Below are 25479 nucleotides of genomic sequence, written 5' to 3'. Positions count from 1 at the left end.
CTCAACCAGAACTTCGGCGTCGCGGGCTCCAGCCGGCCGCCAACGCGGACCGGTGCGATGCGCAGCGCGAGGCCTGTTGCGTCGTCCGTTTCCACGGCGACGGCGCTGAGCGTTGCAGCGCCTGCTGCCGGCTCGAAGCGGCCTGACGGAATCCCCGTGGTGAACCTGCGCAGCGGCTCTTCCTTCTGCATGCCGATGATGGAGTCGTAATCGCCGGTCATGCCGGCATCGGTCATGTAGGCAGTGCCGCCCGCGAGGATCTGGTGGTCGGCGGTCGGCACGTGCGTGTGCGTGCCGACGACGAGGCTGGCGCGGCCGTCGCAGAAGAAGCCGATGCCCTGCTTCTCGCTCGACGCCTCGCAATGGAAGTCAACCACGATGGCGTCGGCGGCAACGCCCAGCGGACAGGCCCCTAACTCGCGCTCGAGCGCGGCAAAGGGATCGTCGAACGGGGTCATGAAGACGCGGCCCAAAGCGTTGACGACGAGCGCATGCCTGCCGTTCTTGGTCTCGACCAAGGCGGCGCCGCGGCCGGGCGTGCCGCGCGGATAGTTCGCGGGACGCACCAGGCGGTCGGCGCGCTCGATGAAGACGAGCGCCTCGCGCTGATCCCAGGCGTGATTGCCGAGCGTCACCGCATCGGCGCCGGCCTCGAGAAACTCCTGGTAGATCGCTTCCGTGATGCCGAAGCCGCCTGCCGAATTCTCGCCGTTGACCACGACGAAATCGAGCGACCAGTCCTTGACCATGCCGGGCAGATATTCGGCGACGGCCTCGCGTCCGCTACGGCCGACGACATCACCCACGAAGAGAATGCGCAACTTCAGAACTCCGGAAATCGAACACGTCCGATTCCGTTAGCACATAATCCAGCGCGACGTCGTGCGATAGTGCCGGAACCGTCCCGATCTCTTGCGCTGCAAACGCAAGGCCGATGCCGACGATGTGCTTGGCTTTGCGCAAATGCGCGAAGGTGAAGTCGTAATGACCCGCGCCATAGCCGATGCGATGGCCGAGGCGGTCGAAGGCGGCGAGCGGCGTCAGCATGATGTCGGGGATGACCTCGGCCGCTGCCGGCGACGGCTCGGGAATGCCGAGTGGCCCGAGCATCAGGCGGTCGCTCGGATGGAAGATGCGAAAGATCAGCGATTGTCCGCGCGCGGTGACGCAAGGCAGTGCCAGCCTGGCGCCCTGCTCCGCGAGCTTCGTGAGCAGCGGCATCGGATCGATCTCGCTGCGGATCGGCGAATAGCCGGAGACGATGCTGCCGGGCAGCAGCTCGAACGGCAGCCCACGCTTGGCGAGTTTTGCGGCCGCGGCAGCGCGCTTCTTCTCGCTCAGCGCATCGCGCTTGGCGAGGGCTTTGGCACGGAGCTCGGATTTGGAGTTGGACATGCGCGGTTTCCCCCGAAGGCGAAGTCTTGCTCCGCCGTCATCGTCCGCGAAGGCGGACGATCCAGTATTCCAGAGACGCCAATGCTAGGACCTCGACGCTGCGGCGTACTGGATGCCCCGCCCCCCGTGCGCAATTGCGCACTAGGCGGGGCATGACACCGAGCCTCAATTGAACCGCAAGCGTATCGGGGACTCAATTTCGACAGGCACGAACCAAAAAACGAAAACAGTGCGAAGCCGCGTACGCCGTTGAAGCACTCGATCCCGGAGTTCCCTACGAAAGTAGGTGGGCACCATATGTCCGGACCCACGGGCCCGGCCAGGGACAGTTCCCTAAAGGATCGATAAGGCCCCGGGGATATATGGCTCCTGACGCACGTCGCAGCCTCGCTTGCGCAATGTAACAACGATACTGCCGAATCGCCAGCCCGGCGCATAGGACGGCATGGTGTTTGGGTTAGTTGCTCGCGCCGCCGGCTCGCTTAACCTCTCCCGCGTGCGGGAGAGGTCGCGCCGAAGGCGCGGGTGAGGGCTCTGTCTTCTTGGGGGTTCTCGCCTGCGGAGACACCCTCTCCCCAGCCCTCCCCCGCAAGCGGGGGAGGGAGCGCACCGGCTTCGCATCAACTGTCGAGGCTTCTCGCCTACCCAATCGCAATCCCATTGCCGACGGTGCGGTTCAGGACCTGGGTCGACTTCTCGATGCGTTCGGCGGCGGCGTTCAGTGCGTTGACCACGGCGGTCTGCGTCATCCGGGCGCGCTCGACCGCGGCGTTGCGGAAATCCCGGAGCTCGGTCAATTCCTGCTCGAGGGTTCGGACACGGTTGCTGGTGTCGATCAGTTCATCGCACACGGTCAGCGCCGCCATCACGGTGAGCCGTGCATCGCCGATCTCGCCGAACTTTCCGCGCAGCGACTGGATGCGTGTCTCCAGGGTTTCGGCGAGCTTGACCAGCCGCACCTCCTGGCCCTCCTCGCAGGCCATGCGATATTGCCGGCCGTTGATGGTGACGTTGATGTGGCTCATCCATCCTCTCCGGTATCGAGCACCGAGCGTATCGTGACGATTGCGGAATCCAGCCGGTCGGAGATCTCGCGATTGGTGCGCTCGAGCTTGCGCGCCTTCACCAGCGCGCCATCGAGTTCGTCGGCGAGGCGCGAGCGGTCTGCGCCGAGCGCCTGGATCCGCGCCGCAAGCTCGTTCTCGTCGCGATCGGCATCGCGCCGCCGCTCGACCGCGCTTTCGAGCGCGTCGAGCGCCGCCATGAGCCTGCGGGTCGCGATCTCGATCTCGACGGCAGAAGACTCCGTCATGGCAGAGCTGTTGGACACGCGATCGTTCATGCAGTCAGCGGCGGAACCTGGCGGCCTTTGCCCAGTGGCCTTTCCCTGGAGCTTGCCGTCCGGCAAAAGACTCGGTTCGGCAAGCGGTTAGAAGCAGAAATTTACGTGGCAAGCTAGCCCAGCGCAACGCCGCCGCGAAACTATGCACCGATAACCGATTTTTGCGGCCAAACCGGCGTTTGATTGCCTTGGACTCCCGAAACCGAGGTGCTATCCAGCCCCCAGCTCCCGTGGCCGCTAGGCTCGACCCCGCGCGGCGTGCACGGCCATCAAGCACCTCATTTCAGACGGATTTTCATCATGATGCAGCTCGATGCCACCCGTATGGCGAATACGCAGGTCGATCACACCCGTATGGCCAACGCGATCCGCGGGCTCTCGATGGACGCTGTCGAGAAGGCGAAATCGGGCCATCCCGGCCTGCCGATGGGTGCCGCCGACATCGCCACGGTGCTGTTCACGCAGTTCCTCAAATTCGATGCCGCCGCGCCCGCCTGGCCGGATCGCGACCGCTTCGTGCTCTCGGCCGGCCATGGCTCGATGCTGCTGTATTCGCTGCTGTACCTGACCGGCAATTCCGAGATGACGCTGGACCAGATCAAGCAGTTCCGCCAGGTCGACTCGCTGACTCCCGGACACCCCGAGAATTTCCGCACCAACGGCATCGAAACCACCACCGGCCCGCTCGGCCAAGGCATCTCGACCGCGGTCGGCATGGCGCTGGCCGAGAAGATGCTCGCCGCCGAGTTCGGCAAGAAGATCGTTGACCACCACACCTATGTGCTCGCCTCCGACGGCGACCTGATGGAAGGCGTGTCGCAGGAAGCGATCGCGATGGCCGGGCACTGGAAGCTCAACAAGCTGATCGTGCTCTATGACGACAACGGCATCTCGATCGACGGTCCGACCTCGATCGCCGATTCCGTCGACCAGGTGAAGCGCTTCAAGTCGGCGGGCTGGGCCGCCGAGAAGATCGACGGCCAGGACAAGGCGGCGATTGCCGACGCCATCACGCGCGCCAAGAAATCGAACAAGCCGACGCTGATCGCCTGCCGCACCACCATCGGCTTCGGCGCGCCGCACAAGGCCGGCACCGCGAAGGTGCATGGCGAGGCGTTAGGGGCCGACGAGCTCAAGGCCGCCAAGGAGAATCTCGGCATCTCGCTCGAACCGTTCTCCGTGCCCGATGACGTGCTGAAGGCCTGGCGCGCGGCCGGCAGCCGCGGCGCCGCGGCACGGCAGGAATGGGAGGCGCGGCTCGGTGAGCTCGGCAGCCGCAAGCGCGCCGAGTTCGAGCGGCGCCTGCGCCATGAGCGTCCGGCTTCACTGGCAAAGGCGCTGCGTGCGCACAAGAAGGAGCTGCTGGAGAAGCCGCTCACGGCGGCCACGCGCAAATCGTCGGAAGCCGCGATCGAGGCGATCGCCGCCGCGATGCCGATGGAGTTCCTGGCGGGCTCCGCCGATCTCACCGGCTCCAACAACAACAAGGCGAAGTCGGCGACCGCCTTCTCAGCGAAGACGCCGAAGGGCCGCTTCATCCATTACGGCATCCGCGAGCACGGCATGGCCGCCGCGATGAACGGCATCTTCCTGCATGGCGGCTTCGCACCGAACGGTGCGACGTTCCTGGTGTTCACCGACTACGCACGTCCCGCGATGCGCCTTGCCGCGCTGATGGGCGCCGGCGTCGTCTACGTGATGACCCACGATTCCATCGGCCTCGGCGAGGACGGCCCGACCCATCAGCCGGTCGAGCATCTCGCCGCGCTTCGCGCCATTCCCAACATGCGCGTGTTCCGTCCGTGCGATGCCATCGAGGTCGCCGAGTGCTGGGAGCTCGCGCTCAACCGCGTGGACGGACCGACCGTGCTGGCGCTGACGCGGCAGAACCTGCCGCAGCTGCGTACCACCGCACCGAACGACAATCCCTGCGCGGCCGGCGCCTATGAGCTGGTCGCAGCCCAGGGCGAAGCCAAGGTGACGCTGTTCGCTTCCGGCTCCGAGGTCGAGATCGCAGTCGCGGCCCAAAAGCAGCTCGCCGAGCGCGGCATCGCGTCACGGGTCGTCTCTGTTCCCTCGCTCGAGCTGTTGTTAGCGCAACCAGAGGCGAAACGCGCCGCAATCATCGGCAACGCGCCGGTCAAGATTGCGATCGAGGCCGCCGTGCGCTGGGGCTGGGATGCCGTGATCGGCCAGGACGGCGAATTCGTCGGCATGCATTCCTTCGGCGAAAGCGGTCCTGCCAAGGAGCTTTACAAGCATTTCGGCATTACCGCCGAGGCCGCAGTTAACGCTGTGCTGAAGCGCGTTTCCTGAGAGTTGAGCTTGCCGCAAAAAAGGACTACCTAATCTCCCATATGATCAAGCACCGCCCGGCCGAACCGGGCGTCCGCCCCTAAAAAACCCTCGCAGGCGCGTTAGTAGCGTGTTGTGCGGGATGACAACGGTCATTGAAGGAGACGAAACATGGCAGTCCGCGTCGGAATTAACGGTTTTGGCCGCATCGGCCGCAACGTCCTGCGGGCTATCGCCGAGTCAGGCCGCAAGGACATCGAGGTCGTCGGCATCAACGATCTCGGCCCGGTCGAGACCAACGCCCATCTGCTCCGTTTCGACAGCGTCCATGGCCGCTTCCCGGGCACCGTCACCGTCGATGGCGACTCGATCAGCCTCGGCAGCGGCAAGATCAAGGTGACCGCCGAGCGCGATCCTTCGAAGCTGCCGTGGAAGGATCTCGGCGTCGACATCGCGCTGGAGTGCACCGGCATCTTCACCTCGAAGGACAAGGCCTCCGCGCATCTGACCGCCGGCGCCAAGCGCGTGCTGGTCTCCGCGCCCGCCGACGGCGCCGATGCCACCATCGTCTACGGCGTCAACCACGAGACGCTGACCAAGGATCACCTCGTCGTCTCCAACGGAAGCTGCACCACCAACTGCCTCGCGCCGATCGCCAAGGTGCTGAACGATCTCGTCGGCATCGAGACCGGCTTCATGACCACGATCCACGCCTATACCGGCGACCAGCCGACGCTGGACACGCTGCACAAGGATCTCTACCGCGGCCGCGCGGCGGCGATGTCGATGATCCCGACCTCGACCGGTGCTGCGAAGGCGATCGGCCTCGTGCTGCCCGAGCTGAAGGGCAAGCTCGACGGCGTCGCGATCCGCGTGCCGACCCCGAACGTCTCGGTCGTCGACCTCAAGATCGTCGCCAAGCGCGCCACCGACGCCAAGGAAGTCAACGCGGCGATGAAGCGCGCCAGCGAGCAGCAGCTCAAGGGCATCCTCGGCTACACCAGCGCGCCGAACGTCTCGATCGACTTCAACCACGACCCGCACTCCTCGACCTTCCACGAGGACCAGACCAAGGTGCAGAACGGCACGCTGGTGCGCGTGATGTCCTGGTACGACAACGAGTGGGGCTTCTCGAACCGCATGGCGGACACCGCCGTCGCGATGGCGAAGGTGATCTAAGAACGTAGGTCTCGTGTCCCGGACGCGATGCAGCGCGCTTGCGCGGCTTCGCAGATCCGGGACCCATCTCAACCGCGGGACTCGCCGCAACGTGGATCCCGGTTCTGCACAGCAGCGCTGCGCGCCGCAGTGCGCCCGGGACAAGGGCCTCTCAGATGACCAACAAATTCCGCACCCTCGACGACGTCGACGTGAAGGGCAAGCGCGTGCTGCTGCGCGTCGACCTCAACGTGCCCATGGAGAACGGGCGCGTCACCGACGCGACCCGGCTCGAGCGCGTCGCGCCGACCATCAGCGAAATCTCGGACAAGGGCGGCAAGGTCATCCTGCTCGCGCATTTCGGCCGGCCCAAGGGACGCGATGCCAAGGACTCGCTCAAGCCCGTCGCCGAGGCACTGGCGAAGGTGGTGAAGAAGCCCGTTGCGTTTGCCGACGATTGCATCGGCGAGCCCGCGGCCAAGGCGATTGCCGGCCTGAAGGACGGCGACATCCTGTGTCTGGAAAACACCCGCTTCCACAAGGAAGAGGAAAAGAACGATCCGGCCTTCGTCGCGGAATTGGCAAAACTCGGCGATATCTGGGTCAGTGACGCGTTCTCGGCCGCGCACCGCGCCCACGCCTCGACCGAAGGTCTCGGCCACAAGCTGCCGGCCTATGCCGGCCGCACCATGCAGGCCGAGCTCGATGCGCTGGAGAAGGCGCTGGGCTCGCCGACCAAGCCGGTCATCGCGATCATCGGCGGCGCAAAGGTCTCGACCAAGATCGACCTGCTCGAAAATCTCGTCACCAAGGTCGATGCGCTCGTGATCGGCGGCGGCATGGCCAACACCTTCCTGCACGCCCAGGGCGTTGCGGTCGGCAAGTCGCTGGCCGAGAAGGACCTCGCGCCGACCGCGCTGCGCATCATGGAGAAGGCGGAAGCCGCCAACTGCGCCATCATCCTGCCCGTGGACGCCACCGTCGCCTATCATTTCGCCGCGAACGCGCCGTCGCATGCCTATGGGCTCGATGCGATCCCGGCCGACGGCATGATCCTCGACGTCGGCCCGCAATCGGTCGCGCGCGTCCACGCGGCGATCGACGATGCGGCGACGCTGGTCTGGAACGGACCGCTGGGCGCGTTCGAGATGCAGCCGTTCGACCGCGGCACGGTCGCGGCCGCCAAGCACGCCGCCGAGCGCACCAAGGCCAAGAAGCTGATCTCGATCGCCGGCGGCGGCGACACCGTCGCGGCGCTCAACCAGGCTCATGTGGCCGGTGATTTCACCTATGTGTCGACCGCCGGTGGCGCGTTCCTTGAATGGATGGAAGGCAAGCCCCTGCCCGGCGTCGAAGTTCTGCGCATCAAGTAAGCAAGCGGCCTTGCAGGCCCCAACGGGAGAAAAAGACAGATGGCTCGGATCACGTTACGTCAACTGCTCGACCACGCGGCGGAGAACGATTACGGCGTACCGGCCTTCAACATCAACAACATGGAGCAGGCGCTGGCGATCATGGACGCGGCCAACCAGGTCGATGCGCCCGTCATCATCCAGGCCTCGCGCGGTGCGCGCTCCTACGCCAACGACGTCATGCTCAAGCACATGATGGATGCGGTGACCGAGATCTATCCGCACATTCCGGTCTGCGTGCATCTCGACCACGGCAACGAGCCGGCGACCTGCATGACCGCGATCCAGGCCGGCTTCACCTCGGTGATGATGGACGGCTCGCTCAAGGCCGACGGCAAGACGCCGGGCGACTGGGGCTACAATGTCGGCGTCACCAAGACCGTGACCGACATGGCCCATCTCGGCGGCATCTCGGTGGAGGGCGAGCTAGGGGTGCTCGGCTCGCTCGAGACCGGCATGGGCGACAAGGAAGACGGCCACGGTGCCGAAGGCAAGCTCAGCCACGACCAGCTGCTGACCAATCCGGACGAGGCCGTGAAGTTCGTCAAGGAGACCAAGGTCGACGCGCTCGCGATCGCGATGGGAACGTCTCACGGTGCTTACAAATTTACCCGCAAGCCCGACGGCGACATCCTCGCCATGAACGTGATCGAGGAGATCCACCGCAAGCTGCCGAACACGCATCTTGTCATGCACGGCTCCTCCTCGGTGCCGCAGGACCTGCAGGACATCATCAACGCCTATGGCGGCAAGATGAAGCCGACCTGGGGCGTGCCGGTGAGCGAGATCCAGCGCGGCATCAAGAACGGCGTGCGCAAGATCAACATCGACACCGACAACCGCATGGCGATGACCGGCCAGATCCGCAAGGTGCTCAAGGACAGCCCGGAAGAGTTCGATCCGCGCAAGTACCTGAAGCCGGCGATGGAAGCGATGACCAAGCTTTGCAAGCAGCGCCTGCAGGAGTTCAATACCGCAGGCCAGGCCTCCAAGATCAAGAAGGTGCTGACCACCGCCGAGATGGCCAAGCGCTACGCCAAGGGCGAGCTGGACCCGAAGGTCGCGTAGCGATCGCGTGGTGGCGTAAGCCGCTTCAAGCCCATTCCCGGGTTATTCCGGGACACGCGAAGCGTGGGCCCGGAATCCATAACCACAGCCTGGGGTTATGGATTCCGGGCCTGCGCCTTTCGGCGCATCCCGGAATGACAGAAAGCCCCTTTACCCTGCGACGAACGTTAACTCGGCAATTGCCCGAGAACGGTCTATTTTCACGGGCAAGGGCAGAATCGTTTTGGGAGGACCTCTCGATGAATCTGACTGAGCTCAACAGGATCGCGACCGCCATGGTCGCCTCCGGCAAGGGCATCCTTGCAGCCGACGAATCCTCCGGCACCATCAAGAAGCGCTTTGATGCCATCGGCGTGGAATCGACGGAAGAGAACCGCCGCGACTATCGCGAGATGCTGTTTCGCTCCAAGGACGCCATGAGCCAGTATATTTCCGGCGTGATCCTCTATGACGAGACGATCTGGCAGGACGCCCAGGACGGCACGCCCCTGATCAAGCTGATCGAGCAGAGCGGCGCCATTCCCGGCATCAAGGTCGACGAGGGCACGCAAGCCCTGCCGATGTGCCCGGGCGAGCTCGTGACCGTCGGGCTCGACAAGCTTGCCGAACGCCTGAAGAAATATTACGAGCGCGGCGCGCGCTTTGCCAAATGGCGCGCGGTGATCGACATCGGCAGCGGCATCCCCTCGATGACCGCGATCAGCGTCAATGCCCACGCGCTAGCGCGCTACGCCGCGCTGTGCCAGGCCGCGCAGATCGTGCCGATCGTCGAGCCGGAAGTGCTGATGGACGGCGACCACGACATCGATCGCTGCTATGAGGTGACGCAACGCGTGCTCGACAAGACGTTCCAGGAGCTGCGCGTGCAGCGCGTGGCGCTCGAAGGCATGGTGCTGAAGCCGAACATGGCGATCTCCGGCAAGAAGTGCGCAAAGCAGGCGTCCGTCGAAGAAGTCGCGGAGAAGACGATACGGCTGCTGAAGGCCTGCGTGCCGGCGGCGGTGCCCGGCATCGCCTTCCTCTCCGGCGGCCAGTCGGACGAGGAGGCGACCGCGCATCTCAACGCCATGCACAAGCTCGGCGCGCTGCCCTGGGGCCTGACCTTCTCCTACGGCCGCGCGCTGCAGGCCGCGCCGCAGAAGGCCTGGTCCGGCAAGGCCGAGAATGTCGCGGCCGGCCAGCGCGCCTTCAGCCATCGCGCGCGGATGAACGGCCTTGCTTCCAAGGGCGAATGGCAAAGCAGCCTGGAACAGAAGGCAGCCTAGATCTTGTCGAACAAACCGCCTCCGCCGCGCCCGGCGCCGCGTCTCTACCTCGCGATGCCTGTGGTCGATGATCCCGCGACGCTGGTCGCCGAGCTGCCGGGCCTGCTCGCCTCCGCCGATGTCGCCGCCGTGCTGCTGCGGCTCAAGGAGACCGATCAGCGCAGCATGATCTCGCGCATCAAGGCGGTGGCGCCGCCGGTGCAGAAGGCAGGCGCAGCACTTCTCGTCGATAGCCATCCTGAAATCGTCGCGCGCGGCGGCGCCGATGGTGCGCATCTCTCCGGGATCGCCGCCCTGGAGGAGGCGATGCCCTCGCTCAAGCCCGATCGCATCGCCGGCGTCGGCGGGCTTGCCACGCGCCACGATTCCATGAGCGCGGGCGAGATGGGCGCCGACTACGTGCTGTTCGGCGAGCCCGATGCGAAAGGCCAGCGCCCGTCATCCCAGGCCATCGCCGAGCGGCTGGACTGGTGGGCCGAGCTGTTCGAGCCGCCCTGCGTCGGCTTTGCGACCTCGCTGGAAGAGGCCTACGATTTCGCCGCCAGCGGCGCCGATTTCGTGCTGGTCGGCGACTTCATCTGGGCCGATCCCCGCGGGCCCAAGGCCGCGCTGATCGAAGTCGATGCTGCGATCAAGAAGGCCCATGCGACGGCGCCGGCCGGCCAAAATCCTGCTCGCCAGGAGCACGGCTAGCGCCCGACATGAAGCTCCCCTGCATCACCATGCTGGCCGCGCTGCTGCTCACGGCGCCCGCGGCCGCGCAGCTCCAGATCACCCCGCCGGCCACAACGCCGAGCGCACCCGCCGAAAAACAGAAAGCCAAACCGCACGCGATCACCAAGAAGAAGGAGACCGCACCCGCGCCGAAACCGTCGGCCTCTCCCAAGCCGTCCCCCTCGCCCAAGCCGGCCGCGACCGTGATTCCCGCGCCGCCGACCGACGATCCCAATGTGGATCTGGTGTTCGGCGCCTATCAGCGCGGCCAGTACAAGACCGCGTTCGAGCTCGCCACCGCCCGCGCACAAGCCGGCGATCCCAAGGCGATGACCATGCTCGGCGAGCTCTATTCCAACGCCATGGGCATCCGCCGCGACTACGCCAAGGCAGCCGAATGGTACAAGCGCGCGGCAGATGCCGGCGACCGCGAGGCGATGTTCGCACTCGCCATGCTGCGCATTTCGGGTCGCGGCGGCCCGGTCGACAAGAACGAGGCGGTCAAGCTGATGGCCTCCGCCGCCAAGCTCGGCGAGCCCAAGGCGGCCTATAACCTCGCCTTGCTCTATCTGGACGGCCAGACGCTGCCGCAGGACGTCAGGCGTTCAGCGGAGCTGCTGCGCCAGGCCGCCGATGCCGGCCTGCCCGAGGCACAATACGCACTCGCGACCTTCTACAAGGAAGGCACCGGCGTGCCGAAGGACCCGGAACGCGCGGTGCGGCTGCTCCAGGCAGCCTCGCTCGCCGACAATGTCGATGCCGAGGTCGAATATGCGATCGCGATGTTCAATGGCACCGGCACGCCGAAGAACCAGCCGGCGGCCGTCGCGTTGCTCCGCAAGGCGTCCCGCCAGGGCAGTGCGATCGCGCAGAACCGGCTGGCATGGGTGCTGATCAACGGCGTGGGCACATCCATGGACAAGGTCGAGGGTTTCAAATGGCACCTGGTGGCCAAAACGACCGGCAAGGGCGACCCTGAGCTCGACAAGCAGTTCTCCGAACTGCCGGCCGAGGACCGCTCCAAAGCCGAGGCCGCCGCCAGGAAGTGGCTCGGGACCAAATGACTTGACCTTGGCGTCCTCGCAGGGCACCCCATCCCTCAAACAGGCGCGGTTCCGCGCCGCTTCCCCCGATCAAGACCGAAAGCTCATGCTGTACTCCGCCACTATCAACGTCATGGTCAAAGCCGCGCGCCGCGCCGGCCGCAGCCTCAAGCGCGATCTCGGCGAGATCGAGCATCTCCAGGTCTCGCTGAAGGGGCCGGCCAATTTCGTCTCGCTCGCCGACAAGCGCGCCGAGGAGATCCTCTATCAGGATCTCGCCAAGGCCCGCCCCGGCTATGGCTTCATCGGCGAAGAAGGCGGCACGCGCGAGGGCACTGACAAGAGCCACACCTGGATCGTCGATCCCTTGGACGGCACCACGAACTTCCTGCACGGCATCCCGCAATTCGCGATCTCGATCGGTCTCGCGCGCGAGGGCACCGTGATCGCCGGCGTGATCTACAACCCCGCCAATGACGAGCTCTACATCGCCGAGCGCGGCAAGGGCGCCTTCCTCAACGACCAGCGCTTGCGCGTCGCCGGCCGCCGCCAGCTCAATGAATGCGTAGTGGCCTGCGGCCTGCCCCATATCGGCCGCGGCGACCATGAGGAATTCCGCCGCGAGATGACCGCGATCCAGAACCGCGTCGCGGGACTCCGCCGCTTCGGCGCCGCCGCCCTCGACCTCGCCTTCGTCGCCGCCGGCCGCCTCGACGGCTATTGGGAGCGGAATCTGTCGCCCTGGGACATCGCGGCCGGGCAGATCATGGTCAAGGAAGCCGGCGGGACCGTGAGCGACATCGACACGCCGGGCGATGCGCTTGTGACGGGGCACGTCGTGTGCGGCAATGAGTTCGTGCACGGGGAATTGGTGAAGATTCTAAGGAAGGCGGCGTAAGACGGAAACTCGCGCTCCACATTCCGCTGTCATTCCGGGACGCGCCACTTGGCGCGGGCCCGGAATCCATTCATCGACTGTGATTACGGCCCGATGGATTCCGGGCTCGCGCTGCGCGCGCCCCGGAATGACGGACGGATGCCTCAGTGGCCTGTGTGCGCCCGCGCCGGCGGTCCGTACGCCTCGCCTTCCCTCGCCGGCGCCGGCTCGCGATCCCCGCCCAGCACGCGCTGCACCGAGACGAAGAACACGGGCACCATCAACAGCGCCAGGATCACCACCGCGATCATGCCGCCCATCACGACGCTGCCGAGCGCCTGCTGGCTGGCGCCGCCGGCGCCATGCGCAATCGCCATCGGCAGCACGCCGCAGATGAAGGCGAGGCCGGTCATCAGGATCGGGCGGAAGCGCAGGCGGCAGGCTTCGATGGTGGCTTCGACCAATGGCTTGCCTTCTTTCCGCAAGTCCTTCGCGAACTCGATGATCAGGATCGCGTCCTTTGCCGCAAGGCCGATGATCGTGATCAGGCCGACGGTGAAATAGACGTCGTTGGGCAGGCTCCGCAGCGTCGCTGCGGCGACCGCGCCGACGATACCCAGCGGCACGGTGAGCAGCACCGCCAGCGGAATCGTCCAGCTTTCGTACAGCGCGGCGAGGCACAGGAACACCACGAACACCGACAGCGCCAGCAGGAACGGCGCCTGCGAGCCCGACAGCTTCTCTTGGAGCGACTGTCCGGTCCATTCATAGCCGAAGCCGCGCGGCAATCTGTCGGCGAGCCGCTCCATCTCGGCGATCGCATCGCCCGAGGTGAAACCGGGCTTCGCTTCACCGGAGATGCGCACCGCCGGATAATAGTTGAAGCCGGCGATCTGCGTCGGCCCGCGCGCCCATTCCACCGTGGCGAAGGACGAGAACGGCACCAGCTGGCCGCGGCTGTTCTTGACGTTGTAATTGAGGATGTCCTCGGTCCGCATGCGGTCGCGGGCATCCGCCTGCACCACGACGCGCTGCATGCGGCCGCGGTTGGGGAAGTCGTTGATGTAGTTCGAGCCGAGATTGGTCGAGATCGTGTTGTTGATGTCCTCGAAGGTGACGCCGAAGGCGCCGGCCTTCTCGCGATCGATCACGAGATTGACCACGCCGGCCTCGGGCAGGCCTTCGATATAGACCTTCTGCAGCACGGGGCTCGCATTGGCCTCCGCGATCAGCTGGTCGGCGGCGCGCATCAATTGCTGATAGCCCTTCTGGCCGCGGTCCTGGAGACGGAACGAGAAACCGGAGGAGTTGCCGAGATTGTCGATCGGCGGCGGCTGCAGCGCGGAGATCTTGGCATCGCGGATCGAGGAGAGGTCGCGGTTGATGTCGTTGACGATCGCCGAGGCGGAATCCTTCGACCCGCGCTCCGACCAGTCCTTCAGCGTGATGAACGCCTGCGCGGTGTTCATGCCCTGGCCGGAGAAACTGAAGCCGGTGAGGAAGGTGACGTCCTTCACGCCCGGTCGCTCGGCGAGATATTTCTCGACCTTCTCGATCACGGCCTCGGTGCGGGGATAGGACGAATCCGACGGCGTCTGCACGTCGGTGGTGACGAAGCCCTGATCGTCGACCGGCAGGAAGCCGCCGGGCAAATTGACGAAGGCCCAGGACAGGCCGACCAGCAGCGCGGCATAGACCAGCATCAAGCGGCCGGTGCGCTTCAGCGAAAAGCCGACGGTGCGGGAATAGCGCTCCTTGCCGCCTTCGAGCATGCGGTTGAACCAGCCGAACACGCCGCGCCTGGCATGACCGTGGCCCGCCGCGACGGGCTTGAGCAGGGTCGCGCACAGCGCCGGCGTCAGCGACAGCGCCAGGAATGCGGAGAAGCCGATCGCCGCGACCATGGTGACGGAGAACTGGCGGTAGATGATGCCGACCGAGCCCGGGAAGAACGCCATCGGCACGAACACCGCCATCAACACCAAGGTGATGCCGATGATGGCGCCGGTGATCTGCGACATGGCTTTCCGCGTCGCTTCCTTCGGCGAGAGACCTTCCTCGGCCATGATGCGCTCGACGTTCTCGACCACGACGATGGCGTCGTCGACGAGGATGCCGACCGCGAGCACCATGCCGAACATCGAGAGCATGTTGATGGAGTAGCCGGCGAGCAGCAGCGTGGAACAGGCCCCTAACAGCGCCACCGGCACCACGATGGTCGGAATGATGGTGTAGCGGATGTTTTGCAGGAACAGGAACATCACCACGAACACCAGCACCACGGCCTCGACCAGCGTCGACAGCACCTTCTTGATCGAAGCCTCGACCACGGGCGTGATGTTGTAGGGGATTTCGTAGGTGATGTTGGCGGGGAAGAAGCGCGACAGCTCCTTCATCTTGGCTTCGACCGCGCTCGCGGTCGCCAGCGCGTTGCCGGTCGGCGACATCAGCACCGACAGGCCTGCGGTCGGCTTGCCGTTGAGGCGGGTGTTGAACTGGTAGCTCAGGCCGCCGACCTCGATGCGCGCGACGTCGCGCAGGCGCACGGTCGAGCCGTCGGCATTGGCGCGCAGGATAATGGCGCCGAACTCCTCCGGGGAGGAGAGCTGACCCTTGACCAGCACCAGCGCGGAGGTGCGTTGGCTCGACGTCGACGGCTCCGCACCGATGCTGCCCGAGGCGACCTGCGCGTTCTGCGCGGCAATCGCCTTGTTGATGTCGTCGGCAGTCAGCCCATAGCCGACGAGCTTGGCCGGATCGACCCAGACGCGAAGGGAGCGCTCGGTCGAATACAGCGTGGCGCGGCCGACGCCGGGAATGCGGCGGATCTCGCCGAGCACGTTGCGGATCATGAAGTCGCCGAGACCGACCTCATCCAGGCTGCCGTCGGTCGAGTTCAGCGTGATGATCTGCAGCACCGCGCTGGAGGCTTCCTCGATCAGGATGCCCTGTTGCATCACCGCGCGCGGCAGGCGCGCCTCGACGCGCTTGATGCGGTTCTGCACCTCGACCGAGGCGGCGCTGGTATCGGTGCCCGGCTGGAAATTGGCGATGATCTCGACCTGGCCGAGCGAGTCGCTGGTCGATTCGAAGTTGAGGATGTTGGCGGCGCCGTTGAGCTCCTCCTCGATCAGCCGCGTGACGCTGTTGTAGAGGTTTTCCGGCGAGGCGCCGGGATAGCTGGTCGAGACCGAGATCGAGGGCGGCGCGATGATCGGATATTGCGCGATCGGCAGCAGCGGCACCGCGATCGCACCGATCAAGCAGATGAACAGCGCGACCACCCAGGCGAAGATCGGCCTGTCGATGAAGAAGCTCGGCATAGCGCGTTACCGCGTGAGCTTAAGGGCGTGCCGGTTGTCCGCGGTTGCGTCCGCTTCCGACCAGGATTGCGGCTTGACCTTGTCGCCGGCCGCGAACTTCTGGAACCCTTCGACCACGACCTTGTCGCCGGCCTTCAGGCCTTCGGTGATGAACCAGAGTCCATCCTGCACCGAGCCGGTGCGCACCGGCTGCACCGCGATGTGGTTGTCGTCCTTGACCACGAACACCTCGCTGCCGCCGCCGCCGTTGCGCTGGATCGCCTGCTGCGGCACCGCGATCGCATCGGAATCGAGACCCTGGTCGATGCGGACCCGCACATACATGCCGGGCAGCAGTTCGCGCTTGGGATTGGGAAACTCGCCGCGCAACGTCACCTGCCCGGTGTGGGCGTCGACCTTGGCGTCGGAGAACAGCAGCTTGCCGTCGAGCGAATAGATGGTGTTGTCGTCGAGCACCAGGCGCACCTTGGCGGCATCGGCGGCGATGCGCTCGAGGTCGCCGGTCTCGAAGGCACGGCGGAGCTGGTTGAGCTCGGTCACAGACTGGGTGAAATCGGCATAGATCGGATCGAGCTGCTGGATGGTGGCGAGGTTGGTCTCGTTCTGCACGGCGAGCGCACCCTCGCTGACCAGCGCCGCACCCACCACACCGTCGATCGGCGCGCGCACGGTAGCGTAGTCGAGATTGAGCTTTGCGCGCGCAAGCTCGGCCTTGCGTCCCTCGACCTCGGCCTGAGCCTGGCGTTCGGCGGCGATGGCCTTCTCGTTCTCGGCTTCCGGCGCGGCGCGATCCTTAGTGAGCGCGGCGATGCGGCGTGCCTGCTGGTGCGCCTGCATCGCAGCGGCTTCGGCCTTGGCAAGCGCGGCCTCGTTGGCCATCACCTCGACCTCGAACGGACGCGGATCGATGCGGTAAAGCGGATCGCCCGCCTTCACCTCGCTACCCTGGCGGAACAGACGCTCGACCACGATGCCGGACACACGCGGCCGCACGTCGGAGACCCGCGTCGGTGCGATGCGGCCCGGCAGCTCACGCACCACGGCGCGGGACTGCGGCTTGACGACGACGATGCTGACGTCAGGGGCGGGCGGCTGGGCGGCGGACACGGCGGAGCTGGATTCGTCGCAAGCACCCAGCAGCGGCGCAAGGGCCGCGAGCATCATTGCAACGCATGCCGATCGCGCGCGAAGTCCTGACATGAAGTGGGGTGCCCCGATGTTGTTGATACTGATCATGCTCGCGCGAGGCCCGTTCTGGGCCTTTTACACGCGACTGATGCCGCCAAAATAGAATGCATCTGCTGCGATGCAACGCATGACGCGGGCGGCTCATTGTCACACAGATTATGCTGTTGAGTTCAGAAGACTTTTGCCGTGTCACTTGATTGTGAGTCGGGGTTCCATCACCGCGTGCTGCGACGGAACAGCGCAATCACTCGGCGGTCTTCATGCGATAGCGGCTGACGCCCATTCAGCTGCGAGGCGGACCGATGCGTGACGACCTGCATGAAGACCGCCCCTCCGGCGCGAGCCATGACGGCACGCGCGTCATCAGCTTGCGCCAGTTGGTCATCCGCTCAAACATCTGGCGGACAGGCGCGTCGCCCTGCGGGAGCACAGGCGCTGGACCGCGGTGCGGATCACGACGTCCGGCAGCGGCACACATTCGGCAGTCCCGATGATCGCGGAAACCACGCTGATGCGACCCCCCGAATGGCGGACTTCTGCAGAGACCCGCTTATCAATGCGCCGCTTTCGGGCCCGGGTTCCCCGAGCTGTCCCCGAAATCGGCGCATCCGGCGCTTTTTTTGGGCTGGCGCTGTGCCATAGTGCGCGCCGCAATCAAGCTTCGTAACGGATGATACCGGCATGCGGTCTGGCATTTCCCGCTCCACCATGGATATCGAGTACACCAAACTGTCCTCGCCCAGTGTCTTCCTGGTGCGGATGCTGGTCTTCCTGGTGCTGTGCACGCTGGTGGGCGTGGTGCTCTACAAGCAGATCATCCAGGCCTTCTTCGCCAATCCCGGGCTCAATGCCCTGATCGGGGGAGTGCTGTTCATCGGCATCGTGCTGGCCTTCCGCCAGGTCATCCGGCTCTATCCCGAAGTCTCCTGGGTCAACAATTTCCGTATCGCCGATCCCGGCCTGGCCCCGGCCCGCCACCCCAGGCTGCTGGCGCCGATGGCGGCGATCCTCGGCGGCGAGCGCTTTGGGCGGATGACCATCACCCAGACCACGATGCGGCACCTGCTCGATTCGATCGCGACCCGGCTGGACGAAGCCCGCGACATCTCGCGCTACATGACCGGCCTCTTGGTCTTCCTCGGCCTGCTCGGCACCTTCTGGGGCCTGATCGAGACGGTCGGCTCGGTCGGCAAGGTGATCGACGGGCTCAAGGTCGGCGGCGATGCCGGCTCCCTGTTCGACACGCTGAAGGAGGGCCTCGCCGCCCCGCTCGGCGGCATGGGCATCTCGTTCTCCAGCTCGCTGTTCGGCCTTGCCGGCTCGCTGATCCTCGGCTTCCTCGATTTGCAATCGAGCCAGGCGCAGAACCGCTTCTACACCGACCTCGAAGACTGGCTCGCCACCACCGTGCGCGAGTATGGCAAGGACGAAGTGGCGGCCGCGTCCGGCGGCGGCGGCGTCGCCAGCGGCGAGCTCCAGGCCACGCTCGAGCGGCTGCGCTCCGTGCTCGAGGAAGGCAGCGCCAGCCGCGGCACCACGGCGGCGATGGCGAGCCTTGCCGAAGCCATCCAGGCGCTGGTCTCGCACATGCGCACCGAGCAGCAGATGATCCGCGAATGGGCCGACGGCCAGGGCGAGCAGAATCGCGAGATCCGGCGCCTCTTGGAGCGAATCGCGCGCCAGCCCGAGAAGAGTTGAGACGGTATTGTGCCCCGGACGCAACGCAGCACGGAATGATGCGCCGCTGAGCCGGGCCCATTCGAGAGACACGCTGGGTCCCGGCTCAGCGGAGCAGCGTTGCACGCTGCAGCGCGTCCGGGACACGAAAGTGGAGACGTAGGATATGGCTCTAGCGCGCAGCCGCCGCAGCGAAGGCGCTTTCAACTATTGGCCCGGCTTCGTCGACGCACTGTCGACGCTGGTGCTGTCGATCGTGTTCCTACTGTCGGTGTTCCTGGTGGTGCAGTTCTTCCTGTCGCAGGAGGTCACCGGCAAGGACAAGGCGCTGGAGCAGCTCAACGCCAAGATCGCCCAGCTCAACGAGCTGTTGTCGCTGGAGAAGCTCGGCAAGCTCTCGCTCGACGACCAGGTCTCGCAATTGAAAGCGGGCCTCGCCTCGGCCGAGTCCGAGCGCGACCGCATCAAGGGTCTCTATGAGGGCTTAGCCACCGCCGGCAACGACGCACAAGGCAAGACCGCCGAGCTCGGCAAGGCGCTGGATTCGGAGAAGGCGGTCTCGGCGCGGGCGCTGGCGCAGATCGAGGTGCTGAACCAGCAGATCAGCGCGCTGCGCCGGCAATTGGCGGCGCTGGAAGAAGCGTTGGACGCCAGCGAGAAGCGCGACAAGGAATCGCAGAGCCGGATTGCCGACCTGGGCTCCCGCTTGAACGTTGCATTGGCGCAGCGCGTGCAGGAATTGTCGCGCTACCGCTCGGAATTCTTCGGCCGCCTGCGCGCCATCCTCGGCAACCGCCCAGACATCCGCATCGTCGGCGACCGCTTCGTGTTCCAGTCCGAAGTGTTCTTCGACACCGGCCAGGCGACGTTGCTGCCCGAGGGCCGCGCCGAGCTCGACACGCTGGCGACCGCATTGATCGAGCTCGACAAGAAGATCCCGAGCGAGATCCCCTGGGTGCTGCGCGTCGACGGCCATACCGATGTGCGTCCGGTCAACGGCCCGAACTTCAAGTCCAACTGGGACCTGTCCGCGGCCCGCTCCATCTCGGTGGTGCAATATCTGATCTCGCTCGGCGTGCCCGCCCAGCGCCTCGTCGCGGCCGGCTTCGGCGAATTCCAGCCGCTCGATACCGGCAACACGGAAGAGGCCTACAAGCGCAACCGCCGTATCGAGCTGAAGCTGACGGAGCGGTAGTGAGCGCTCTTCACCTCCGCCCCTACCGCCCTGAGGACGAGGCCGCCGCGATCGATCTCTGGCATCGCACCTGGCAGCAGGCTTATCCGCAGATCGACTTCGCAGCACGGCTGGAGTGGTGGCGCGAGCGCTGGCGCAAGGACCTGGTGCCGAGGGCCTCGATCGTGGTGGCGGAACAGGACGGCGCGCTGGTCGGTTTCGTCACGATCGATGGCGAAGGCTATCTCGATCAGCTCGTCGTCGATCCCGTCCATTGGGGTTCCGATGCAGCAAGGCTGCTGGTGGACGAGGCCAAGCGCCTGTCGCCGACAGGCGTCACGCTGCTCGTCAACAAGGATAACAGCCGCGCCATCCGCTTCTACGAGCGCAACGGCTTTGCCCATGCGGGCGACGATGTGAACCCGACCTCGGGGCGGCCGGTGTTGAAGATGGTATGGCGGGCGTAGGGTCTCGGCACTTCCGCCGTCATTGCGAGCGAAGCGAAGCAATCCAGAATCCCGCCGCGGAGACAGTCTGGATTGCTTCGCTTTCGCTGGCAATGACGCGGTGTGAGGCGTCTACGCCCCTTCGAACTGCAACCGCGCCAGCCGCGCATACAGCCCGTTCGCCGCCACGAGCTCGGCATGCGTGCCCTGCTCGACGATCTTGCCCTGGTCCATCACCAGAATGCGGTCGCAGGAGAGCACGGTGGCGAGGCGGTGCGCGATCACCAGCGTGGTGCGGTGACGCATCAGCTCTTCCAGCGCGGTCTGCACCAGCGTCTCGCTTTCGGCGTCGAGCGCGGAAGTTGCTTCATCGAGCAGCAAGAGCGGCGCATCGCGCAGGATGGCGCGGGCGATCGCGATGCGCTGGCGCTGGCCGCCGGACAGCGTCACGCCGCGCTCGCCGAGTGCCGTCTCGAAACCTTCGGGCAGGCGGCGGATGAATTCGGCGGCATGCGCCAGCTCGGCGGCGCGCTCGACTTCGGCATCGGTCGCATCGGGCCGGCCGAAGCGGATGTTCTCGCGGGCACTCGCGGCGAACACGTTGGATTCCTGCGGCACCAGCGCGATGCGGGCGCGGAAATCGCGGGGATCGGCGGATTTGACCGGCACGCCGTCGAGCGCGATCGTCCCGCTGCGCGGATCGTAGAAGCGCAGCAGCAGATGAAAAATCGTGCTCTTGCCGGCGCCGGAGGGACCGACGATCGCGACCTTCTCGCCGGGCCGCACCGTGAATGACACCGCGTCGAGCACGTTGACGTCGGGACGCGCCGGATAGGCGAAGCTGACGCGGTCGAAGCCGACCTCGCCGCGCGGCGGCACCGGCAGTGCGCGCGGCGCGGCGGGCGCAGCGATCTCGGGCTCTACGTGCAAGATCTCGAACAGGCGCTCGGCAGCGCCCGAGGCCGCCGAGACCTCGCCCCAGACTTCGCTGAGCTGACCGAGACCGGCGGCGGCAAAGGCCGCATAGAGCACGAACTGGCCGAGCCGGCCAGGCGTGATGGTGCCGGTCAAGACGTCATGCGAGCCGATCCAGAGGATCGCGACCACGCTGGCGAACACGATGAAGATGATGATGGCGGTGAGCACGGCGCGGGCCTGGGTCGAGGTGCGCGCGGCTTCATAGGCCTGCTCGACCTCGCCGCCGAAACGCTTCTCGGCAAATTGCTCGCTGGTATAGGCCTGTACAGTGCGGATCGCGCCGACCAGCTCGCCGGCATAGGCGGAGGCGTCGGCGAGCGTGTCCTGTGCATTGCGCGACAGGCGCCGCACCCAGCGCCCGAAAGCTACCAGCGGCAGCACGATCAAGGGGATCGCCAGCAGCACGAAGCCCGACAGCTTCGGGCTGGTGATCACCATCATCGCCGCGGCACCGAGGAACATCATCAGGTTGCGCAGCGCAATCGAGACGGAGGCGCCGACGGCGGACTTGATCTGAGTGGTGTCGGCGGTGAGCCGCGAGATCAATTCGCCGCTGCGCGCGGAATCAAAGAAGGCGGGGGAGAGCGACAGCAGATGGGCGAAGACGTCTCGGCGCAAATCGGCGACGATGCGCTCGCCGATCGTCATCACGAGGTAATAACGCGCAGCGCTCGCCACCGCGAGCACGGCGACGACCGCAAGCATCACCGAGAAGTAGCTGTTGATCAGCTCGATGCCCTCAGGCGTCAGGCCGAAATCGATCATCCTGCGCACCGCGACCGGCACCAGCAGCGTCGTCAGCGCTGCGATCGTGAGCGCGACGAAAGCCAGCGCCGCCCGGCCGCGATAGCGGCTCACATAGGGCGCGAGCGCAAGCAGCGGCCGCAGCTTGGCGCGGCCCTTGGCAGGCTCTTCGATCAGCTCCGCCTCGATCGACGGGATGTCCGCGGAGTTCATTGCAGGCCGTTCGACATCCTGGTCATCAAGCCGTTCCACTGCGCTCATCATATCCGACCTATTGTATTGGTTCGCTCCCAATAGGCCGGTGTGGGGGTAGTGGCAAATCCGGGATGTCCCTTAGGGGCAAACCCCGGTTCAACAGCCCGGCATGGCTTGTTTTGCGGGGTCTCGTGAGGTATAGAGCCGCCCAAATCCGTCATTCGCTAGCCACCCAAGTAGGCGCCGGGGCGCCGAGGAATTGCCATGAAAGCCGAAATTCACCCGAACTATCATACGATTAAGGTCGTCATGACCGACGGAACCGAGTACCTGACCCGCTCGACCTGGGGCAAGGAAGGCGACACGCTGAACCTCGACATCGACCCGAAGTCGCACCCGGCCTGGACCGGCGGCTCCGCCCAGATCATGGATCGCGGCGGCCGCGTCTCGCGCTTCCAGAAGAAGTTTTCGGGCTTTCTCAAGAAGGATTGAGCCGCCCGCAAGGGCTGAGACGAAAAACGCCCCTGGGAGACCAGGGGCGTTTTTGTTTTCTTTCGCTGTCATTCCGGGCGGCTCGCAGAGCCGAACCCGGAATCTCGAGATTCTCTGGTGCGCAAGTGCGCACCATAGTTCGCGCGTCGCGCGCCCCGGAATGACAGCGTGAGACTTACCGCTCGAACGCGGCCTTCAGCGCGTTGAGGTGCGGCACCAGCGGGTTGCCGATCGCGGAGTGTTCCGCCGGCGGGGTGTGGATCGTGCTGTCGAGGCGGCGCACGCGGGTCTGCAGGCTCATCGAGCGATGGATCAGGTCCTGGAGCTGCGCCGGCAGCTTCTCGATGGTGTCGGCGGGGCCGGGATCGGCAGCGGTGAGCTTGACCTTGGTCTTCTCGCGGTTGGCCTGGCTCAGCGTCATCTCGCCTTCCTTCACCGCGCGGTGCAGCAGCAGCCAGGAAGCAAGCTGCATCAGGCGCGTGGTGAGACGCATGCTCTCGGTCGCATAGGTGAGGCTGACGGCGCGGTCGAGCGCCTTGGCCTCGACGCGGCCGGCGCCGTCGAGATAGGCAGCGGTTTCCTCAACGAGGTCCATGCCCTCACGGAACAGACTGCCGAACGCCGCAGAATTGGTGAACCGCTCGCTGAGTTGAACGAGAGCGCCCTCGGCCTGCAAACGTTCCATGGTTAACGCCTCTTACGCAACTGTTTGACTGTCCGGCTTTGGCGCCGGCTTATGATGAACAAATCATTGCGCGCTGGAAGCGCGGAGTCCAGTGACAAGCGCGGATATGGTTTCCGCGGGTCATTGCTCGGAATGCAACTGTGGTTAGAGCAAAAAAAGAGCCGCCGGAGACCGGCGGCTTTGAAAGTTGATAACAGGGAGGCGTCAAACAGAGTGGACAGGAGCCACTCGGTGTCCAAACGAGGACAGTTCCGGTCATAAACCCGAAAGCTTAATCTGAAGTAAACGAGCTAATTTTTTGAGAGTTCGTTAGCCATGTCGGCCAGTGACCGAGTGCGGTGCGGAACAAATTCGCAGCCGTCGCACCGGGAGCCAGCAAGTCAAGCAGCGGGTATTTTGCACGGGCTTGCGCAACACATTCGCCGTCGTCCCGGACAAGCGTAAGCGCCGATCCGGGACCCAGCCACAGGCGGATGTGGTGACGGGACTCGGAGTTGCCGGTTTCGCGCGACAACTTCGCCCTTTTGAGTATGGGTCCCGGATCGGCGCGCGCTTGGGGCGCGCTTGTCCGGGACGACAGTCGTTGTGTGGCGGCGACTACGACTTGAAAAAGCTGTTCGCCGCATCGCGCGAGGCGCGTTTCTTGGTGGCGGCTTCTTCCAGCCTCGCGATCTCGGCCTTGAGCAGCGCGACGCGCTCGGTCAGTTCCTCGACCGACAAGAGTGAGAGATCCTGGCCGATGTCGTGCGTGATCTTCCTGCGCGGGCGGTCCTCGTCTTCGATCGGCATCCTCGTTCCTCCTGCGTTCGCGCCTGTCACACGGCTGAGGCGGTTGCCAGCCTGCACCGCGCTGGCTAAGCAAGGGCCTCGTTGCATCCCGCACCTTTGCTCAAGGACACATCATGGACAAGCTGCCCGCGCAAATGACCGTGGTCGCCATCTCCAAACCCGGCGGACCGGAGGTGCTGGTGCCGGAACAACGCAGCCTTCCGCAGCCCGGGCCCGACGAGATCCTGGTCAAGGTCGAGGCTGCCGGCGTCAACCGTCCCGACGTCGCACAGCGCTCCGGCGCCTATCCGCCGCCGCCCGGCGCCAGCGACCTTCCCGGCCTCGAGATATCAGGTGAAGTAGTGGCGGTCGGCAGCAACGCCAAGCGGCACAAGGTCGGCGACAAGGTGATGTCGCTGGTCGCCGGCGGCGGCTATGCGCAGTACTGCATCGCCCAGGACGCCCAGGCCATGAGCGTGCCGCCGGCGCTGTCGATGAAGGAAGCCGGCGCGCTGCCGGAAACCTTGATGACGGTCTGGCACAACGTGTTCGAGCGCGGCGGCCTCAAGGCCGGCGAGACGCTGCTGATCCATGGCGGCTCCTCCGGCATCGGCACCATGGCAATCCAGCTCGCGAAGGCGTTCGGCGCGAAGGTGTTCGTCACCGTGGGATCGCAGGACAAGATCGACGCCTGCCTCAAGCTGGGTGCCGACCGCGCCATCAATTACAAGACCGAAGACTTCGTCGCCGTGGTCAAGGCCGAGACCAACAATCTTGGCGTCAACCTGATCCTGGACATGGTCGCCGGCGACTATGTCGATCGCAACTATGATGCCGCGGCGGTCGACGGCCGGATCGTGCAGATCGCGACCCTCAACGGCCCCAAGGTCAGCGTCAACATTGCCAAGGTCATGGTCAAGCGCCTGACCCATACCGGCTCGACGCTGCGCCCCCGTAGTAATGCGGACAAGGCGGCAATGGTGGCCGCGATCGAGCAGAAAGTGATGCCGCTTTTGCGCGAAGGCCGCATCAAGCCGGTGATGGACAGCAGTTTCCCGCTGGAAAAGGCGGCGGACGCCCACCGGCGCATGGAGACGAGCGCACATATTGGCAAAATTGTGTTGGAGGCCTAGGCCACCGACCCACAGGGCAAGCCGGAAACCCTTTGATTTTCCTCGCTTTCGTGGCATCTATCGCGATGCACCGAACCACTTCGGTCCGGTCTGACATCGCCTTTTAG

General features: G+C 65.4%; 22 protein-coding genes, 1 other RNA gene and 1 pseudogene. 13 read left to right on the top strand and 11 right to left on the bottom strand.

Features of this window, described 5'->3' with window-relative positions; genetic code table 11:
• The 5 genes from YU9_RS0116220 to YU9_RS0116205 all read right to left on the bottom strand — a co-directional run.
• Positions 1 to 821, bottom strand: an 821-nt coding sequence (locus YU9_RS0116220) for a TIGR00282 family metallophosphoesterase (RefSeq protein ID WP_036017314.1), incomplete at its 3' end; no start/stop codon positions are given.
• Entirely contained in the window at positions 799 to 1395 is a 597-nt protein-coding gene (locus YU9_RS0116215) for a 5-formyltetrahydrofolate cyclo-ligase (RefSeq protein ID WP_027573796.1), read from the bottom strand. The genes YU9_RS0116215 and YU9_RS0116220, both read right to left, overlap by 23 nt.
• 230 nt (positions 1396 to 1625) lie before the next feature.
• Positions 1626 to 1786: non-coding RNA, 6S RNA (gene ssrS / locus YU9_RS45090), on the bottom strand.
• A gap of 250 nt (positions 1787 to 2036) precedes the next feature.
• Complete coding sequence (locus YU9_RS0116210; protein ID WP_027573795.1) at positions 2037 to 2420, bottom strand: cell division protein ZapA; 384 nt, start codon at positions 2418 to 2420, stop codon at positions 2037 to 2039.
• Entirely contained in the window at positions 2417 to 2737 is a 321-nt protein-coding gene (locus tag YU9_RS0116205) for a DUF4164 domain-containing protein (protein WP_020608063.1), read from the bottom strand. Before YU9_RS0116205 ends, YU9_RS0116210 begins: the two co-directional genes overlap by 4 nt.
• Before the next feature lie 300 nt (positions 2738 to 3037).
• On the opposite strand from YU9_RS0116205, the gene tkt reads away from it, so the two are divergent.
• From tkt to YU9_RS0116165, 8 genes are all read left to right on the top strand, one after another.
• On the top strand, positions 3038 to 5053 hold the full coding sequence (gene tkt, locus YU9_RS0116200; protein ID WP_156951921.1) for a transketolase: 2016 nt from the start codon (positions 3038 to 3040) through the stop codon (positions 5051 to 5053).
• 150 nt (positions 5054 to 5203) lie between these two features.
• Positions 5204 to 6211: a type I glyceraldehyde-3-phosphate dehydrogenase gene (gene gap, locus YU9_RS0116195; RefSeq protein WP_027573793.1), complete on the top strand. Its 1008-nt coding sequence runs from the start codon at positions 5204 to 5206 to the stop codon at positions 6209 to 6211.
• A gap of 155 nt (positions 6212 to 6366) precedes the next feature.
• Positions 6367 to 7563: a phosphoglycerate kinase gene (gene pgk, locus YU9_RS0116190; protein ID WP_027573792.1), complete on the top strand. Its 1197-nt coding sequence runs from the start codon at positions 6367 to 6369 to the stop codon at positions 7561 to 7563.
• 39 nt (positions 7564 to 7602) lie between these two features.
• Positions 7603 to 8670, top strand: coding sequence for a class II fructose-bisphosphate aldolase (gene fba / locus YU9_RS0116185; protein WP_027573791.1), 1068 nt, complete (start codon positions 7603 to 7605; stop codon positions 8668 to 8670).
• A 239-nt stretch (positions 8671 to 8909) separates the two neighbouring features.
• A complete protein-coding gene (locus YU9_RS0116180) occupies positions 8910 to 9935 on the top strand; it encodes a class I fructose-bisphosphate aldolase (protein WP_027573790.1) in 1026 nt (341 codons plus the stop codon).
• Between the two features lie 3 nt (positions 9936 to 9938).
• Positions 9939 to 10628 carry a thiamine phosphate synthase gene (locus tag YU9_RS0116175; protein ID WP_027573789.1) on the top strand — a complete coding sequence of 230 codons (690 nt, stop codon included), beginning with the start codon at positions 9939 to 9941 and terminating at the stop codon, positions 10626 to 10628.
• A gap of 8 nt (positions 10629 to 10636) precedes the next feature.
• A complete protein-coding gene (locus YU9_RS0116170; protein WP_027573788.1) occupies positions 10637 to 11713 on the top strand; it encodes a tetratricopeptide repeat protein in 1077 nt (358 codons plus the stop codon).
• A gap of 85 nt (positions 11714 to 11798) precedes the next feature.
• Positions 11799 to 12590 (top strand): inositol monophosphatase family protein, encoded by a 792-nt coding sequence (locus YU9_RS0116165; protein WP_027573787.1) that lies wholly within the window; start codon positions 11799 to 11801, stop codon positions 12588 to 12590.
• Positions 12591 to 12733: 143 nt separating this feature from the next.
• Here YU9_RS0116165 and YU9_RS0116160 read toward each other — a convergent pair whose 3' ends face one another.
• The 3 genes and pseudogenes from YU9_RS0116160 to YU9_RS49915 form a co-directional block, all read right to left on the bottom strand.
• Positions 12734 to 15892: a multidrug efflux RND transporter permease subunit gene (locus YU9_RS0116160; RefSeq protein ID WP_027573786.1), complete on the bottom strand. Its 3159-nt coding sequence runs from the start codon at positions 15890 to 15892 to the stop codon at positions 12734 to 12736.
• Positions 15893 to 15898: 6 nt separating this feature from the next.
• Positions 15899 to 17092: an efflux RND transporter periplasmic adaptor subunit gene (locus YU9_RS0116155; RefSeq protein ID WP_156951920.1), complete on the bottom strand. Its 1194-nt coding sequence runs from the start codon at positions 17090 to 17092 to the stop codon at positions 15899 to 15901.
• 387 nt (positions 17093 to 17479) lie between these two features.
• Positions 17480 to 17593: pseudogene (locus YU9_RS49915) on the bottom strand (class I SAM-dependent methyltransferase); the annotation flags it as partial.
• Between the two features lie 168 nt (positions 17594 to 17761).
• On the opposite strand from YU9_RS49915, the gene YU9_RS0116150 reads away from it, so the two are divergent.
• The 3 genes from YU9_RS0116150 (at position 17762) to YU9_RS0116140 (ending at position 20398) form a co-directional block, all read left to right on the top strand.
• A complete protein-coding gene (locus tag YU9_RS0116150) occupies positions 17762 to 18778 on the top strand; it encodes a flagellar motor protein MotA (protein WP_027573784.1) in 1017 nt (338 codons plus the stop codon).
• 145 nt (positions 18779 to 18923) lie between these two features.
• The gene (locus YU9_RS0116145; RefSeq protein WP_027573783.1) at positions 18924 to 19952 is read left to right on the top strand and encodes a peptidoglycan -binding protein; all 1029 of its coding nucleotides are present in this window, start codon (positions 18924 to 18926) and stop codon (positions 19950 to 19952) included.
• Positions 19952 to 20398, top strand: a complete 447-nt coding sequence (locus YU9_RS0116140; protein WP_027573782.1) for a GNAT family N-acetyltransferase — start codon at positions 19952 to 19954, stop codon at positions 20396 to 20398. The genes YU9_RS0116145 and YU9_RS0116140 overlap by 1 nt, the downstream gene beginning before the upstream one ends.
• Before the next feature lie 111 nt (positions 20399 to 20509).
• Here YU9_RS0116140 and YU9_RS0116135 read toward each other — a convergent pair whose 3' ends face one another.
• Positions 20510 to 22360 carry an ABC transporter ATP-binding protein/permease gene (locus YU9_RS0116135; protein WP_027573781.1) on the bottom strand — a complete coding sequence of 617 codons (1851 nt, stop codon included), beginning with the start codon at positions 22358 to 22360 and terminating at the stop codon, positions 20510 to 20512.
• Between the two features lie 198 nt (positions 22361 to 22558).
• Here YU9_RS0116135 and rpmE point away from each other — a divergent pair, with 198 nt between their 5' ends.
• Complete coding sequence (gene rpmE / locus YU9_RS0116130) at positions 22559 to 22786, top strand: 50S ribosomal protein L31 (RefSeq protein WP_027573780.1); 228 nt, start codon at positions 22559 to 22561, stop codon at positions 22784 to 22786.
• 175 nt (positions 22787 to 22961) lie between these two features.
• Here rpmE and YU9_RS0116125 read toward each other — a convergent pair whose 3' ends face one another.
• A complete protein-coding gene (locus YU9_RS0116125) occupies positions 22962 to 23471 on the bottom strand; it encodes a DUF1465 family protein (RefSeq protein ID WP_027573779.1) in 510 nt (169 codons plus the stop codon).
• A gap of 597 nt (positions 23472 to 24068) precedes the next feature.
• Positions 24069 to 24260 (bottom strand): DUF1192 domain-containing protein, encoded by a 192-nt coding sequence (locus YU9_RS0116120; protein WP_027573778.1) that lies wholly within the window; start codon positions 24258 to 24260, stop codon positions 24069 to 24071.
• A 113-nt stretch (positions 24261 to 24373) separates the two neighbouring features.
• On the opposite strand from YU9_RS0116120, the gene YU9_RS0116115 reads away from it, so the two are divergent.
• Positions 24374 to 25372: an NAD(P)H-quinone oxidoreductase gene (locus YU9_RS0116115; RefSeq protein ID WP_027573777.1), complete on the top strand. Its 999-nt coding sequence runs from the start codon at positions 24374 to 24376 to the stop codon at positions 25370 to 25372.
• The last annotated feature ends 107 nt before the right edge of the window (positions 25373 to 25479 follow it).

Origin of the sequence: Bradyrhizobium sp. WSM1743 (assembly GCF_000473065.1) — a bacterium.
GTDB lineage: Bacteria > Pseudomonadota > Alphaproteobacteria > Rhizobiales > Xanthobacteraceae > Bradyrhizobium.
The sequence above is the reverse complement of the archived record's forward strand: the minus strand, read 5'-3'. Positions and strand labels throughout refer to the sequence as shown.

Excerpts from the sequence above, each read along its gene's own strand:
- tkt (WP_156951921.1), top strand. The coding sequence starts at position 3,038 with ATGATGCAGCTCGATGCCACCCGTATGGCGAATACGCAGGTCGATCAC.
- YU9_RS0116115 (WP_027573777.1), top strand. The coding sequence starts at position 24,374 with ATGGACAAGCTGCCCGCGCAAATGACCGTGGTCGCCATCTCCAAACCC.
- YU9_RS0116145 (WP_027573783.1), top strand. The coding sequence starts at position 18,924 with ATGGCTCTAGCGCGCAGCCGCCGCAGCGAAGGCGCTTTCAACTATTGG.
- YU9_RS0116120 (WP_027573778.1), bottom strand. The coding sequence starts at position 24,260 with ATGCCGATCGAAGACGAGGACCGCCCGCGCAGGAAGATCACGCACGAC.
- rpmE (WP_027573780.1), top strand. The coding sequence starts at position 22,559 with ATGAAAGCCGAAATTCACCCGAACTATCATACGATTAAGGTCGTCATG.
- YU9_RS0116205 (WP_020608063.1), bottom strand. The coding sequence starts at position 2,737 with ATGAACGATCGCGTGTCCAACAGCTCTGCCATGACGGAGTCTTCTGCC.
- YU9_RS0116170 (WP_027573788.1), top strand. The coding sequence starts at position 10,637 with ATGAAGCTCCCCTGCATCACCATGCTGGCCGCGCTGCTGCTCACGGCG.
- YU9_RS0116215 (WP_027573796.1), bottom strand. The coding sequence starts at position 1,395 with ATGTCCAACTCCAAATCCGAGCTCCGTGCCAAAGCCCTCGCCAAGCGC.
- YU9_RS0116155 (WP_156951920.1), bottom strand. The coding sequence starts at position 17,092 with ATGTCAGGACTTCGCGCGCGATCGGCATGCGTTGCAATGATGCTCGCG.
- YU9_RS0116210 (WP_027573795.1), bottom strand. The coding sequence starts at position 2,420 with ATGAGCCACATCAACGTCACCATCAACGGCCGGCAATATCGCATGGCC.
- YU9_RS0116180 (WP_027573790.1), top strand. The coding sequence starts at position 8,910 with ATGAATCTGACTGAGCTCAACAGGATCGCGACCGCCATGGTCGCCTCC.
- YU9_RS0116165 (WP_027573787.1), top strand. The coding sequence starts at position 11,799 with ATGCTGTACTCCGCCACTATCAACGTCATGGTCAAAGCCGCGCGCCGC.
- fba (WP_027573791.1), top strand. The coding sequence starts at position 7,603 with ATGGCTCGGATCACGTTACGTCAACTGCTCGACCACGCGGCGGAGAAC.
- YU9_RS0116150 (WP_027573784.1), top strand. The coding sequence starts at position 17,762 with ATGCGGTCTGGCATTTCCCGCTCCACCATGGATATCGAGTACACCAAA.
- YU9_RS0116160 (WP_027573786.1), bottom strand. The coding sequence starts at position 15,892 with ATGCCGAGCTTCTTCATCGACAGGCCGATCTTCGCCTGGGTGGTCGCG.
- gap (WP_027573793.1), top strand. The coding sequence starts at position 5,204 with ATGGCAGTCCGCGTCGGAATTAACGGTTTTGGCCGCATCGGCCGCAAC.
- YU9_RS0116125 (WP_027573779.1), bottom strand. The coding sequence starts at position 23,471 with ATGGAACGTTTGCAGGCCGAGGGCGCTCTCGTTCAACTCAGCGAGCGG.
- YU9_RS0116135 (WP_027573781.1), bottom strand. The coding sequence starts at position 22,360 with ATGAGCGCAGTGGAACGGCTTGATGACCAGGATGTCGAACGGCCTGCA.
- pgk (WP_027573792.1), top strand. The coding sequence starts at position 6,367 with ATGACCAACAAATTCCGCACCCTCGACGACGTCGACGTGAAGGGCAAG.